The 14,637-nt window shown below is 42.9% G+C and carries 10 protein-coding genes; all 10 read left to right on the top strand.

Annotation, left to right across the window (positions count from 1 at the left end; genetic code table 11):
* The first annotated feature begins 211 nt into the window (after nucleotides 1-211).
* Nucleotides 212-640 (top strand): 50S ribosomal protein L11, encoded by a 429-nt coding sequence (gene rplK, locus AB6T38_RS18755; RefSeq protein WP_348492444.1) that lies wholly within the window; start codon nucleotides 212-214, stop codon nucleotides 638-640.
* A gap of 3 nt (nucleotides 641-643) precedes the next feature.
* On the top strand, nucleotides 644-1,342 hold the full coding sequence (gene rplA, locus AB6T38_RS18760) for a 50S ribosomal protein L1 (RefSeq protein WP_303475513.1): 699 nt from the start codon (nucleotides 644-646) through the stop codon (nucleotides 1,340-1,342).
* 348 nt (nucleotides 1,343-1,690) lie between these two features.
* Nucleotides 1,691-2,209, top strand: a complete 519-nt coding sequence (rplJ, locus tag AB6T38_RS18765; RefSeq protein WP_372548752.1) for a 50S ribosomal protein L10 — start codon at nucleotides 1,691-1,693, stop codon at nucleotides 2,207-2,209.
* Nucleotides 2,210-2,266: 57 nt separating this feature from the next.
* Nucleotides 2,267-2,638: a 50S ribosomal protein L7/L12 gene (gene rplL / locus AB6T38_RS18770; protein WP_372548753.1), complete on the top strand. Its 372-nt coding sequence runs from the start codon at nucleotides 2,267-2,269 to the stop codon at nucleotides 2,636-2,638.
* 285 nt (nucleotides 2,639-2,923) lie between these two features.
* Nucleotides 2,924-6,958 (top strand): DNA-directed RNA polymerase subunit beta, encoded by a 4,035-nt coding sequence (rpoB, locus tag AB6T38_RS18775; RefSeq protein ID WP_372548754.1) that lies wholly within the window; start codon nucleotides 2,924-2,926, stop codon nucleotides 6,956-6,958.
* Nucleotides 6,959-7,046: 88 nt separating this feature from the next.
* Entirely contained in the window at nucleotides 7,047-11,228 is a 4,182-nt protein-coding gene (gene rpoC, locus AB6T38_RS18780; protein ID WP_372548755.1) for a DNA-directed RNA polymerase subunit beta', read from the top strand.
* Between the two features lie 188 nt (nucleotides 11,229-11,416).
* A complete protein-coding gene (rpsL, locus tag AB6T38_RS18785) occupies nucleotides 11,417-11,791 on the top strand; it encodes a 30S ribosomal protein S12 (RefSeq protein WP_008845957.1) in 375 nt (124 codons plus the stop codon).
* A gap of 77 nt (nucleotides 11,792-11,868) precedes the next feature.
* On the top strand, nucleotides 11,869-12,339 hold the full coding sequence (gene rpsG / locus AB6T38_RS18790; RefSeq protein ID WP_216049829.1) for a 30S ribosomal protein S7: 471 nt from the start codon (nucleotides 11,869-11,871) through the stop codon (nucleotides 12,337-12,339).
* Between the two features lie 24 nt (nucleotides 12,340-12,363).
* A complete protein-coding gene (fusA, locus tag AB6T38_RS18795) occupies nucleotides 12,364-14,466 on the top strand; it encodes an elongation factor G (protein ID WP_372548756.1) in 2,103 nt (700 codons plus the stop codon).
* A gap of 63 nt (nucleotides 14,467-14,529) precedes the next feature.
* On the top strand, nucleotides 14,530-14,637 hold a 108-nt coding region (locus AB6T38_RS18800), incomplete at its 3' end, for a GTP-binding protein (protein WP_208454991.1).

Consider the following 14,637-nt stretch of genomic DNA (forward strand, 5'->3'; position numbering starts at 1 on the left):
GAGAATTAAATAGTACTAAAGCTAGTAAATACTGATGGGTTTTCATAGCAATCAACACGAAGCCATATAATTTACTTAAAACTTTAATTAAGGGTTGCGTAGTGTAAATATGTAATCTATAATTCGCGACCGTTAATTTTTATGGGAAGCCGATTGAGCAAACAATCTCTATGTTTTGCGAGGCGATAGACCCAAATTTGAGAGAGAGAAAATGGCTAAGAAAATCACAGGCTTAATTAAGCTTCAGGTTGCAGCTGGTTCTGCTAACCCTAGTCCACCAGTTGGTCCTGCATTAGGTGCTAAAGGTGTTAACATCATGGAATTCTGTAAAGCGTTTAACGCATCTACAGATAGCCTTGAAAAAGGTGCTCCAGTACCTGTAGTTATCACTGTTTATGAAGACCGTTCATTTACCTTTGAAACCAAAACTCCACCTGCATCTTTCTTATTGAAGAAAGCAGCCGGTATTAAGAGTGGTTCTGGCCGTCCTAACACTGAGAAAGTGGGTAAAGTGACGCGCGCGCAATTAGAAGAAATTGCGAAAACTAAAGAACCTGACCTGACTGCAGCCGATCTTGATGCAGCTGTTCGTACCATCGCTGGCTCTGCACGCAGCATGGGCTTGGTAGTAGAGGGATAAGACATGGCTAAATTAACTAAACGTATGCGCACTATTCGCGAGAAAGTTGACGCAACTAAAGAATACGAAATTAATGAAGCAGTTGCTTTGTTAAAAGAATTAGCTACTGCAAAGTTTGCTGAAAGTGTAGATGTTTCAGTTAACCTGGGTATTGATGCTCGTAAATCTGACCAAAACGTTCGTGGCGCTACAGTGCTTCCAAACGGTACTGGTAAAGAAGTACGCGTTGCAGTATTTACTCAAGGCGCTAACGCAGAAGCAGCTAAAGAAGCTGGTGCTGACATCGTTGGTATGGAAGATCTTGCTGACCTAGTTAAGAAAGGCGAAATGAACTTTGACGTAGTTGTTGCTTCTCCAGATGCAATGCGCGTTGTTGGTCAGTTAGGTCAAATCTTAGGTCCTCGTGGACTTATGCCTAACCCTAAAACTGGCACAGTAACACCAGACGTAGCAACAGCTGTTAAAAATGCTAAAGCTGGTCAGGTTCGTTACAGAAACGACAAAAACGGAATTATCCATGCAAGCATTGGTAAAATTGCGTTTGAAGCAAATCAGATTCAAGAAAACCTTGATGCATTGCTAGAAGCATTGAAGAAAGCTAAGCCTTCTTCTGCTAAAGGTACATTCTTCAAGAAAGTTAGCCTAAGTACCACTATGGGTGCTGGTGTAACACTTGATCCAGTTAGCCTAGGCTTGAAATAAATTACCAATTTGATAACTCGTTTATCGTAATTGGCTTATGAGCAATTGCTCATCTCTCTAAAGGTTATGGGTTGGAGCTGTTTTTAACTAAGTTAAATACATGCTCCCGTCCAAGACCGCAGGTGCGAAATAGTAGGTGAAGTAAGAGAGCACTTACATTAAATATTTCGCTTAATACGTAAAATGCCTGCGCAGACGGTGATTTCGACTCAGACTCTCTGGGGAAACGAACACCGTAGAGCGGTAAGTCAGCGAATATTGTTTGGCAATATTCAACGGTTTATCAATCTGGAACTCTGGATGTGAAATCATGATGATATTGCATTCAGTTAACAAGAGGTGAACTCAGTGGCACTAGGTTTAGCAGCAAAAAAAGAGATCGTAGCAGAAGTAAGTGAAGTTGCATCTCAAGCTCTATCCGTTGCCGTCGCTGAATACCGTGGGATGGAAGTTTCAGAACTAACTGACCTGCGTGTTAAAGCTCGTGAGCAAGGCGTATTTCTTAAAGTTGTACGTAATACACTTGCAAAACGTGGTTTAGCAGACAGTAAGTTTTCTGATCTAGATGAAGCTTTAACTGGTCCTTTGATTTACGGATTCTCTTTAGACGCACCTGGCGGTGCAGCACGTCTATTTAAAGATTTCGCTAAAGAAAATGACAAGCTTAAAGTAACAGCGCTTTCAATTGGTAGTGGTTTATTGGGTCCAGAAAAATTGGATGCAGTTGCTTCACTTCCAACTCGCGACGAAGCACTAGCAAAATTACTTGCTACCTTCAAAGCACCTGCCGAGAAATTCGTTCGTACAATCAACGAAGTTCCAGGCAAGTTTGTGCGTGTATTGGCGGCGATCAAAGACGAAAAATAATTTTCGTGTTTGGCATTAACAAATTTTTTAACATTTAACCCCAGGAGTTTAGAGAAAATGGCTCTAACTAAAGATGATATATTAAACGCGATTGCTGAAATGCCAGTTATGGAATTGGTTGAGTTAATCGAAGCAGCTGAAGAAAAATTTAACGTTTCTGCTGCAGCAGCTGTTGCTGTTGCTGGTCCTGCTGTAGCTGCTGAAGCTGCTGCAGAGCAAACAGAATTTGACGTTGTAATGACTTCTTTCGGTGGCAATAAAGTTGCTGTTATCAAAGCAGTACGTGGCGCAACTGGCCTAGGTCTTAAAGAAGCTAAAGATGTTGTTGAATCAGCACCTAAAGCTATCAAAGAAGGTTTGGCTAAAGAAGAAGCTGAAGCACTTAAAGCTGAACTTGAAGCAGCTGGCGCAGAAGTGGAACTTAAGTAATTTGTCTGTTGACAGATTACTTGCCTGAAAAGGCTCGGGCTGGTGATTATTTAATCACCAGCCTTTTTGCGCTGTAGGATAGGGCATTTATACCCTTTAGAACTATCCTTCGATTTGATGCGCAAACGTGTTTGAAAAGTGACATAAAACCAATAAGTTAAGTGTTAAAACTTTAGAAAAATTGGTGTATGCTTGAAAATCACGCCGCAAAGGGTGCTTGAAGTTTGTTTAGTAAAAGCGCTTTACTAAGCAAGTTGGGTCAAAAATCAGAATGCTGAGGAACCCATGGTTTACTCCAATAGCGAAAAGAAACGTATCCGTAAGGATTTTGGCAAACGCCCGCAGGTATTAGAGATACCTTACCTTCTTTCAATCCAGCTCGATTCTTTTAAGAAGTTTATCGATATCGATGTTGACGGTCATTATGGACTAGAAGCTGCTTTTAGATCAGTTTTCCCCATAAAAAGTTATTCAGGTAATTCTGAATTACAATATGTGAGCTACCGGTTAGGTGAGCCAGTTTTTGACGTTAAAGAATGTCAAATCCGCGGTGTCACTTTTTCTGCGCCACTAAGGGTAAAACTCCGTCTAGTATTGTTCGATAAAGAAGCCGCTCCTGGAACGGTTAAGGATATCAAAGAGCAAGAAGTTTACATGGGTGAAATACCACTCATGACCGAAAACGGTACTTTTGTGATCAATGGAACTGAGCGCGTAATCGTGTCTCAACTTCACCGTTCACCTGGTGTGTTCTTCGATCATGATAAAGGAAAAACACACTCATCAGGTAAAGTGCTTTATAACGCACGTGTTATTCCTTACCGTGGCTCTTGGTTAGACTTCGAATTTGACCCGAAAGATAATTTATATGTTCGTATCGATCGTCGCCGTAAATTACCTGCGACTATCATGTTACGTGCATTGGAAATGCCCACTGAAGAAATTCTTGATGTGTTCTTTGAAAAAGATCTTATCAAGATAGTGGATGATAAATTCATGATGGACATTGTTCCTGAGCGTCTGCGTGGTGAAACTGCTCAGTTTGACATCTTAGATGGCGAAGGAAATGTTCTAGTAGAAACCGGTCGTCGTATTTCTGCTCGTCATACTCGTGCTCTTGAAAAAGCTAAAGTGACTGAATTAGAAGTACCTGCTGAGTTCCTTGTAGGTCGTGTAATCGCTAAAGACTACATTAATGAAGAAACCGGTGAAGTAATTGTTGCTGCGAATGACGAACTGACAGTGGAATCACTTGAAGCGTTATTAGCCTCAGACCTTACCTCATTCGATACACTTTACATTAATGAGTTAGATCACGGTGCATATATTTCAGACACCCTACGTATTGATAGCTCAACTAATCGCCTTGAAGCCTTAGTTGAAATTTATCGCATGATGCGTCCTGGTGAGCCACCAACTAAAGATGCCGCTGAAACCTTGTTTGGTAACTTATTCTTCTCAGATGATCGTTATGACTTGTCTGCTGTAGGTAGAATGAAGTTCAACCGTCGTCTTGGTCGCGAAGAGTTGATCGGCGAAGGTACACTAGATAAAGAAGATATCATTGCTGTAATGAAGCAATTGATTACCATCCGTGATGGTAAAGATGAAGTGGATGATATCGACCACTTAGGTAACCGTCGTATCCGTTCTGTTGGTGAAATGGCTGAAAACCAATTCCGAGTTGGTTTAGTACGTGTTGAACGTGCTGTTAAAGAGCGCCTAAGTTTAGGTGATCTTGACGCTATCATGCCTCAGGATTTGATAAACGCTAAGCCAATTTCGGCAGCGGTTAAAGAGTTCTTTGGTTCAAGCCAATTGTCTCAGTTTATGGATCAAAACAACCCGCTTTCAGAAGTGACGCACAAACGTCGTATTTCTGCATTAGGCCCGGGTGGTTTGACACGTGAACGCGCAGGTTTCGAAGTACGTGACGTACACCCGACTCATTATGGTCGTGTTTGTCCAATTGAAACTCCTGAAGGTCCAAACATCGGTTTGATCAACTCTCTTTCGAGTTTTGCCCGTACCAATGACTTTGGTTTCCTTGAAACTCCGTATCGTAAAATTGTTGACGGCGTTGTTACTGACGATATCGATTACCTTTCTGCTATTGAAGAAGGTCAATTTGCAATAGCACAGGCAAACGTTGTATTAGACGATGATGGTAAACTAACTGAAGAGCTTATCCCTTGCCGCTACCGTGGTGAGACTACTTTGATGCAAATTGAAGACATCAAGTACATGGACGTTTCTCCACAGCAAATCGTATCTGTAGCGGCGTCAATTATCCCGTTCCTAGAACACGATGATGCTAACCGCGCATTGATGGGTGCTAACATGCAACGTCAAGCAGTACCTACGCTAAAAGCTGATAAGCCTTTAGTTGGTACAGGTATGGAGAAAACAGTTGCTGTTGATTCAGGTGTAACTATTATCGCTAAACGTGGTGGTACAGTTGACTATGTTGACGCGAGTCGCATAGTAATTAAGGTAAATGAAGAAGAAATGGCTGCTGGCGAAGCAGGTATTGATATCTACAACCTAACTAAATACACCCGTTCTAACCAGAATACTTGTATTAACCAAAAACCAACTTGTAACGTAGGTGATCCTATTGTTACGGGTGACGTGTTGGCCGATGGCCCTTCTACCGATTTAGGTGAGTTGGCGTTAGGTCAAAATATGCGTATCGCATTTATGCCTTGGAATGGTTATAACTTTGAGGATTCTATCCTTATTTCTGAGCGTGTAGCCCAAGAAGATCGCTTCACTACTATCCACATACAAGAACTTAGCTGTATTGCTCGTGATACTAAGCTTGGTCCAGAAGAAATCAGTGCTGATATACCTAATGTTGGTGAATCTGCGCTTGGTAAGCTGGATGAGTCTGGTGTGGTTTATATTGGTGCTGAAGTTAAAGGTGGCGACATCTTAGTTGGTAAAGTGACGCCTAAAGGCGAAACCCAACTGACTCCAGAAGAAAAACTACTAAGAGCCATTTTTGGTGAAAAAGCGTCAGACGTTAAAGATACTTCTTTGCGTGTACCTAACTCTGTTCACGGTACTGTTATTGACGTTCAAGTTTTCACCCGTGATGGTGTTGAAAAAGATAAACGTGCTCTTGAAATCGAAGATATGCAATTACGTCAAGTCAAAAAAGACTTGGGTGATGAGTTCGGTATTTTAGCCGATGGTATCTTTGCTCGTGCGACAAACCTATTACTACGCAGTGGTATTGAGCAAGCTAAACTTGACAGCATGCCTCGTGAAAAGTGGTTTGATCTAACGTTACAAGACGAAGACGCACAATTAGAACTTGATCAAATCGCTGAACAACACAGTGAAATTAAACTTGATTTCGATAACAAGTTTGAAATCAAACGTCGCAAAATCACCCAAGGTGATGATCTTGCGCCGGGCGTGTTGAAGATTGTTAAAGTTTATTTGGCGGTTAAGCGTCATATCCAGCCTGGTGATAAAATGGCTGGTCGTCACGGTAACAAAGGTGTTATCTCGACTATCCAACCAGTGGAAGATATGCCTTATGATGCAAACGGTACTCCTGTTGACATCGTACTTAACCCACTTGGTGTACCTTCGCGGATGAACATCGGTCAGATTCTAGAAACCCACTTGGGCATGGCTGCTCATGGTTTGGGTGTGAAGATTGACCGTATGGTTAAAGAGCACGAAGAATTAGCTAAGTTAAGAAGCTTCTTGAAAGAAGTTTATAGCTCAGGTAAGTCTCACCAAGAGGTTGATATTGATAACTTCACTGATGAAGAAGTCAAACGTCTTGCTGAAAACTTACGTAAGGGTGTTCCAATTGCAACACCTGTGTTCGATGGTGCAACTGAACGAGAAATTAAAGACTTGTTACTGTTGGCTGATATTCCAGAAAGTGGACAGATCACGTTGTTTGATGGCCGTACTGGCCGTTCGTTTGAACGTCCTGTAACTGTAGGTTACATGTACATGCTGAAACTTAACCACTTGGTTGATGACAAAATGCATGCACGTTCAACGGGTTCTTACAGCTTGGTTACACAGCAACCATTGGGTGGTAAAGCTCAATTTGGTGGACAGCGTTTCGGAGAGATGGAAGTGTGGGCACTAGAAGCATACGGTGCTGCTTATACCTTGCAAGAAATGCTAACTGTGAAATCCGATGACGTGAATGGCCGTACCAAAATGTATAAAAACATTGTGGATGGTGATCACCGTATGGAACCTGGTATGCCGGAATCCTTCAACGTATTGTTGAAAGAAATCCGCTCTCTAGGTATCAACATCGAATTAGAAGAGCAAAACGATTAGTTAACTCTGATTGATCGAAAGAAAAGAGAGCCTGACTAGCTAAACTGGCTAGTCAGGTTTTGTAACACCACTCCGCTGGGAGAAAAAAGTGAAAGACTTATTAAAGTTTCTTAAGCAACAGAACAAAACCGAAGAATTCGATAATATTCGAATCGGTCTTGCTTCTCCGGACATGGTCCGTTCGTGGTCTTTTGGTGAGGTTAAAAAACCTGAAACCATTAACTATCGTACGTTTAAACCAGAGCGCGATGGCCTTTTCTGTGCCCGCATCTTTGGTCCGGTTAAAGACTATGAGTGTTTGTGTGGTAAATACAAACGCCTTAAACACCGTGGTGTGATTTGTGAAAAATGTGGCGTAGAAGTGACATTGACCAAAGTACGTCGTGAGCGTATGGGTCACATTGAACTGGCTAGCCCAGTTGCCCACATTTGGTTCCTAAAATCATTGCCGTCTCGCATCGGTTTGATGTTAGACATGACATTGCGTGATATCGAGCGTGTGCTTTATTTCGAATCCTATGTTGTTACCGAACCTGGTATGACGACCCTTGAGCGTTCTCAACTTCTTACTGAAGAAGAGTACCTTGACTCGTTAGAAGAGCATGGCGATGAGTTTGAAGCTAAAATGGGTGCAGAAGCGGTTTTCGAATTGCTTAAAGTACTTGATGTTGACGCTGATGTTGCTGCGATGCGAGAAGAATTGCCAAGTATCAATTCTGAAACTAAGCGTAAGAAAATTACTAAACGTTTGAAGTTGTTAGAGTCATTCCAACAATCAGGTAACAAGCCTGAGTGGATGATCATGACAGTACTGCCAGTTTTACCACCGGATTTGCGTCCATTGGTACCACTAGATGGCGGTCGTTTTGCGACTTCAGATTTGAACGATTTATACCGTCGTGTTATCAACCGTAACAACCGTTTGAAGCGTCTTCTAGACCTTGCTGCACCTGATATCATTGTGCGCAACGAAAAACGTATGTTACAAGAAGCGGTTGATGCACTTCTTGATAATGGTCGTCGTGGCCGTGCTATTACCGGTTCTAACAAACGTCCTCTTAAATCTTTGGCAGATATGATCAAAGGTAAACAAGGTCGTTTCCGTCAGAACTTACTCGGTAAACGTGTTGACTACTCTGGTCGTTCTGTAATTACCGTTGGTCCTACTCTTCGTCTACATCAGTGTGGACTTCCTAAAAAAATGGCATTGGAATTGTTCAAGCCGTTCATCTATGGAAAATTAGAAGGCCGTGGTCTTGCAACAACGATTAAAGCGGCTAAGAAATTAGTAGAGCGTGAAGCACCGGAAGTATGGGACGTTCTAGATGACGTTATCCGTGAACATCCAGTTCTACTTAACCGTGCACCTACTCTTCACCGTTTGGGTATACAGGCGTTCGAACCAATTTTGATCGAAGGTAAAGCGATACAGTTGCACCCACTAGTGTGTGCGGCGTACAACGCTGACTTCGATGGTGACCAAATGGCGGTACACGTACCGTTGACAATCGAAGCACAGCTTGAAGCTCGTGCCTTGATGATGTCTACCAATAACATTTTGTCTCCTGCTAATGGTGAGCCAATCATCGTTCCTTCACAGGATGTTGTATTAGGTTTGTACTACCTTACTCGTGACCGTGTAAATGGTTTGGGTGAAGGCATGGTATTCACCAGCCCACACGAAGCTGAAAAAGCTTACCGTACTGGTAATGCTGAACTTCATGCTCGCGTTAAAGTACGTATCACTGAATATGATGTAGATTCTGATGGTAGCAAGAAAGAAAAAGTGACTCTGACTGATACCACAGTTGGTCGCGCGATTTTCTCATTGATTTTGCCTAAAGGTTTGCCTTTCGAAATTATCAACCAACCTATGGGTAAAAAGCAGATTTCACGTTTGTTGAACGCTTGTTACCGTGTGCTTGGATTGAAAGATACCGTAATCGCTGCTGACCAAATCATGTATACCGGTTTCCACTACGCGATGATCGCGGGTGCATCTGTTGGTATCGATGATATGGTTATCCCTGATGCTAAGAAAGACATCATTGAAGCCGCTGAAGAAGAAGTGTTCGAAATTCAAGAACAGTTCCAATCAGGTCTAGTTACAGCTGGTGAGCGTTACAACAAAGTTATCGATATTTGGTCTCGTGCAAACGAAGACGTTGCTAAAGCGATGATGTCGAACCTATCTAAAGAATCAGTTAAAAATCGTGACGGTGAAATGGAAGAGCAAGACTCTTTCAACTCAGTGTTTATGATGGCTGACTCTGGTGCTCGTGGTAGTGCCGCTCAGATTCGTCAGTTGGCGGGTATGCGTGGTCTGATGGCGAAACCAGATGGTTCAATCATTGAAACGCCAATTACCGCGAACTTCCGTGAAGGTCTAAACGTACTTCAGTACTTTATCTCTACTCACGGTGCTCGTAAAGGTTTGGCCGATACGGCATTGAAAACAGCTAACTCGGGTTACTTAACTCGTCGTTTGGTTGATGTTGCACAAGATTTAGTTATCAACACTGAAGACTGTGGCACATTCGACGGGGTGAAAATGACTCCTCTTATCGAAGGTGGTGACGTTGTAGAACCATTGCGCGAACGCGTATTGGGTCGTGTTGTAGCAGAAGATGTTATTAAACCAGGCACTAACGATGTCTTAGTAGAGCGTAATACTCTGCTAGATGAAGGTTTGGTTGACATGCTAGAAGTGAACTCAGTTGACCAAATTTTGGTTCGCTCAGTAATCACTTGTGACAACGACTTCGGTGTTTGTGCAAGATGTTACGGACGTGACTTGGCTCGTGGACACATGGTTGGCTTCGGTGAATCTGTGGGTGTTATCGCCGCACAGTCTATCGGTGAACCTGGTACACAGTTAACCATGCGTACGTTCCATATCGGTGGAGCTGCATCTAGAGCATCTGCTGAGAACAGTGTACAAGTTAAAACTACAGGTACATTGAAATTACATAATGCTAAGTATGTACGTAACGCTGACGACAAAGTTGTTATCGTTTCACGTTCAACTGAATTAACTGTAATTGACGACCAAGGTCGTGAAAAAGAACGTTATAAAGTGCCTTACGGTGCAATCCTTTCTGTTGACGATAACGCGGCAATTAGTGCTGGCGATATTATCGCTAACTGGGATCCGCATTCGCATCCAATTATCACTGAACGTAAAGCGAAAATTAGCTTTGCTGATGTTGATGATTCGAATACCGAAATGCAACAAGATGAGTTAACCGGTCTAACGCGTATCGTGGTTAAAGATTTGACCAAAGCGAATGCGAAAGAGCCTAAACTTATCCTAGAAAGTGATGAAGTTGGTTTGCAGGAAATTCGTCTGCCTAGCTTTACTACAATCGAAGCATCAGATGGTATGGCGGCCCGTGAAGGTGACGTGTTAGCACGTATACCTCAGGAAAGTTCGAAAACTCGAGACATCACCGGTGGTCTGCCGCGTGTTGCTGACTTGTTCGAAGCACGTAAGCCTAAAGAGCCTGCAATTCTTGCTGAAGTTTCCGGTACTATCGGCTTCGGTAAAGAAACTAAAGGTAAGAAGCGTTTAGTTATCACACCTAAAGAAGGCGATCATTACGAAGAAATGATCCCTAAATGGCGTCAGCTTAATGTGTTTGAAGGTGAATCTGTGGAGAAAGGCGAAGTTATCGCCGATGGTCCAGAGTCACCACATGACATCTTGCGTCTTCGTGGTATCAGTGCAGTAGCTAACTACATTGTTAACGAAGTTCAAGAAGTTTACCGTCTACAAGGGGTTAAAATTAACGATAAGCACATCGAAGTTGTTATTCGTCAGATGTTGCGTAAGTGTTTGATTACTCACCCAGGTGATACTCAGTTCCTTGAAGGCGAGCAAGTTGAAGTTGCGAACGTTAGAGTTGCTAACCGTGAAATTGAGAAACAGGGCAAAATCCCTGCTCAGTATGAGACACAGCTGCTTGGTATTACCAAAGCTTCACTATCTACTGAATCATTCATTTCAGCAGCCTCGTTCCAAGAAACAACTCGTGTTCTTACCGAAGCAGCAGTGCAAGGTAAAGAAGATGAGTTACGTGGTCTGAAAGAAAACGTTATTGTTGGTCGTTTGATTCCAGCAGGAACCGGTTTCTCATACCACCAGAACCGAGCGAAAATGAAACAAGCTGCTATGATGGTTGAAGAAACCTCAGTATCAGCCTCTGAAGCAGAGCTTGCCCTAACTGAAGCGCTAAACGCAGAAGCTGGTAATAGTTCTAGCGACGAGTAACAATATTTAAGAATTTCTTTGGCTAGCTACGGTTAGTCAAAGACTTTTCTTGACAGTTTGTTTTATGATCTATAGAATTCCGCGACCCGAAATTTGCTAATGCAATATTTTGGTCGCGGATTTTTCGCTTTCAGCGCTCGGTAAAACGGGCAAAATAGTAGTTTTTTATTAACCAGGAGCCCTAGTTAATGGCAACAGTTAACCAGTTAGTGCGCTCTCCTCGTAAGAAGCCCGTTGAAAAAAGCAACGTCGCTGCCTTACAGGCTTGCCCACAGAAACGTGGCGTATGTACTCGCGTATATACCACCACGCCTAAGAAGCCGAACTCAGCTTTACGTAAAGTATGCCGTGTTCGTTTAACCAACGGTTTTGAAGTTTCTTCATACATCGGTGGTGAAGGTCACAACCTACAAGAGCACAGTGTTGTTCTTATTCGTGGTGGTCGTGTTAAAGATTTACCAGGTGTTCGTTACCACACTGTTCGCGGTACTTTAGACTGCGCAGGCGTAAACGACCGTAGACAAGCCCGTTCTAAATACGGCGCAAAAAGGCCTAAGTCTTAACGGTTCTCCGTTAGTAAGGCCAAACTATTAAATTTTGAGTTTTGGGTTATACCTGAATTCCCACGGAGAATATTAAGATGCCAAGAAGACGAGTTGTAGGTCAACGAAAAATCCTACCAGATCCTAAGTTCGGATCACAATTACTTGCCAAATTCATGAACGTTGTCATGTTGGATGGTAAAAAATCTACTGCTGAAAAAATTGTTTACGGTGCGTTAGACATCGTTGCTGAAAAAACCAGTAAAGCTCACCTAGATGTATTCGAAGAAGCATTGGACAACATCCGCCCTACAGTCGAAGTTAAGTCTCGTCGTGTTGGTGGTTCTACGTACCAAGTACCAGTAGAAGTTCGTCCTGTACGTCGTAATGCATTAGGTATGCGTTGGATGGTTGATGCAGCACGTAAACGTGGTGAGAAATCAATGGCTCAACGCCTAGCAGCTGAAATGCTAGATGCGTCTGAGAACAGAGGCTCTGCGGTTAAGAAACGTGAAGACGTTCACCGTATGGCTGAAGCGAACAAAGCGTTCGCACACTACCGTTGGTAGTCAAAGCGTCTTAGAGAGGACTAAATGGCTCGTAAACATCCTATTGAACGCTATCGTAATATCGGAATCGTTGCTCACGTTGACGCGGGCAAAACGACGACGACTGAGCGCGTTTTGTTTTATACCGGCTTGTCTCACAAGATTGGTGAAGTCCATGATGGCGCTGCTACCATGGATTGGATGGAGCAAGAGCAAGAGCGGGGGATTACAATTACCTCCGCAGCAACCACTTGTTTCTGGTCTGGCATGCAAAAACAGTATGATCAGCACAGAATCAATATCATCGATACGCCTGGGCACGTAGACTTCACCATTGAAGTTGAACGCTCATTACGAGTATTAGATGGCGCAGTGGTTGTATTTTGTGGCTCATCGGGTGTTGAACCCCAATCTGAGACTGTATGGCGCCAAGCTGATAAGTACCGTGTTCCGCGCATGGTATTTGTCAACAAAATGGACCGTACAGGTGCTGACTTCGATCGTGTAGTTGAGCAAATTAACAATCGTTTAGGGGCCACTTGCGTACCTATTCAATTGAACATTGGTGCTGAAGAGAACTTCAAAGGCGTTATTGATCTGATCAAGATGAAAGCCATTAATTGGAATGAAGCTGATCAAGGTATGACGTTCTTATATGAAGACGTTCCTGCAGATTTACTGGATCGGGCGAATGAACTTCGCACTGAAATGGTTGAAGCAGCTGCGGAAGCTTCTGATGAACTGATGAATAAATATTTGGAAGGCGAAGAGCTTTCCGAGGAAGAAATTAAAACTGGATTACGAATTCGTACACTTAACAATGAAATTGTGGTGGCGACCTGTGGTTCAGCATTTAAAAATAAAGGTGTTCAGGCAGTTCTTGATTCTGTAATCGAGTTTTTGCCCGCACCTGTTGATGTTCCTGCAATCACTGGTGTACTTAGTGATAAGAATGAAACAGAAGCTGAACGTCATGCAGACGATAGCGAACCGTTTTCTGCCTTAGCATTTAAAATTGCCACTGACCCATTTGTTGGCACATTAACGTTCTTCCGTTGTTATTCCGGTGTGGTAAATACAGGTGATGCTGTTTACAACGCTGTAAAAGGTAAACGTGAACGCTTTGGTCGAATCGTGCAGATGCATGCTAAAGACCGCGAAGAGTTAAAAGAAGTGCGCGCTGGTGATATCGCAGCAGCAATTGGAATGAAAGATGTGACGACTGGAGATACTTTGTGTGATCCTAACCACATTATTACCCTTGAACGTATGGAATTCCCTGAACCGGTAATTTCCATTGCGGTTGAGCCTCGTTCTCAAGCTGACCAAGATAAAATGAGTGTTGCTTTGGGTAAACTTGCCGCAGAAGATCCTTCTTTCCGCGTAAAAACTGATGAAGAGTCTGGACAAACAATTATCTCAGGAATGGGAGAATTGCATTTGGACATCATTGTTGACCGCATGAAGCGTGAATTTAATGTTGAATGTAATGTGGGTAAACCTCAGGTTGCATATCGAGAGACAATTCGCAAAAGTGTGGAAGTGGAAGGTAAATTTGTTCGTCAATCAGGTGGACGTGGCCAATATGGGCATGTTTGGTTGAAGATCGAGCCAAATGAAGAAGGTGCGGGCTACGAGTTTGTGAATGAAATAGTGGGCGGTATCGTTCCTAAAGAGTATATTCCATCAGTAGATAAGGGTATCCAAGAACAAATGCAAAATGGTGTTTTAGCTGGGTATCCCGTGCTAGATGTCAAAGTCACTTTGTTTGATGGGTCATTCCATGATGTTGACTCTTCAGAAATGGCGTTTAAGATAGCCGGTTCAATGGGCTTTAGGGAAGGCGTAGAAATTGCGAATCCTGTATTGCTTGAGCCGACTATGAAAGTTGAAGTCACCACTCCAGAAGATTGGATGGGTGATGTCGTTGGTGACTTAAATCGTCGTCGCGGCGTAATTGATGGCATGGATGAAGGTGTGGCGGGTATAAAAATTGTACGTGCTAAGGTTCCTCTTTCTGAAATGTTTGGCTATGCTACTGCATTGCGAAGCGCAACGCAGGGGCGAGCTTCATATTCTATGGAATTCTTTAATTATGCTGAAGCACCCAATAATGTGACTAAAGCAATAGTTGAAGCAAGAAATTAATCTAAATGAAGGTTCGGTCCGGTCTGTTACAGGGTCGGACTTTTAAATTAGGAAACGAGAAAAATGGCTAAAGAAAAGTTTGAACGTACGAAACCCCATGTAAACGTTGGTACAATTGGTCACGTTGACCATGGTAAAACCACGCTAACAGCTGCAATCACTACAGTTCTT

This window comes from Aliiglaciecola sp. SL4, from assembly GCF_041538045.1.
GTDB lineage: Bacteria > Pseudomonadota > Gammaproteobacteria > Enterobacterales > Alteromonadaceae > Aliiglaciecola.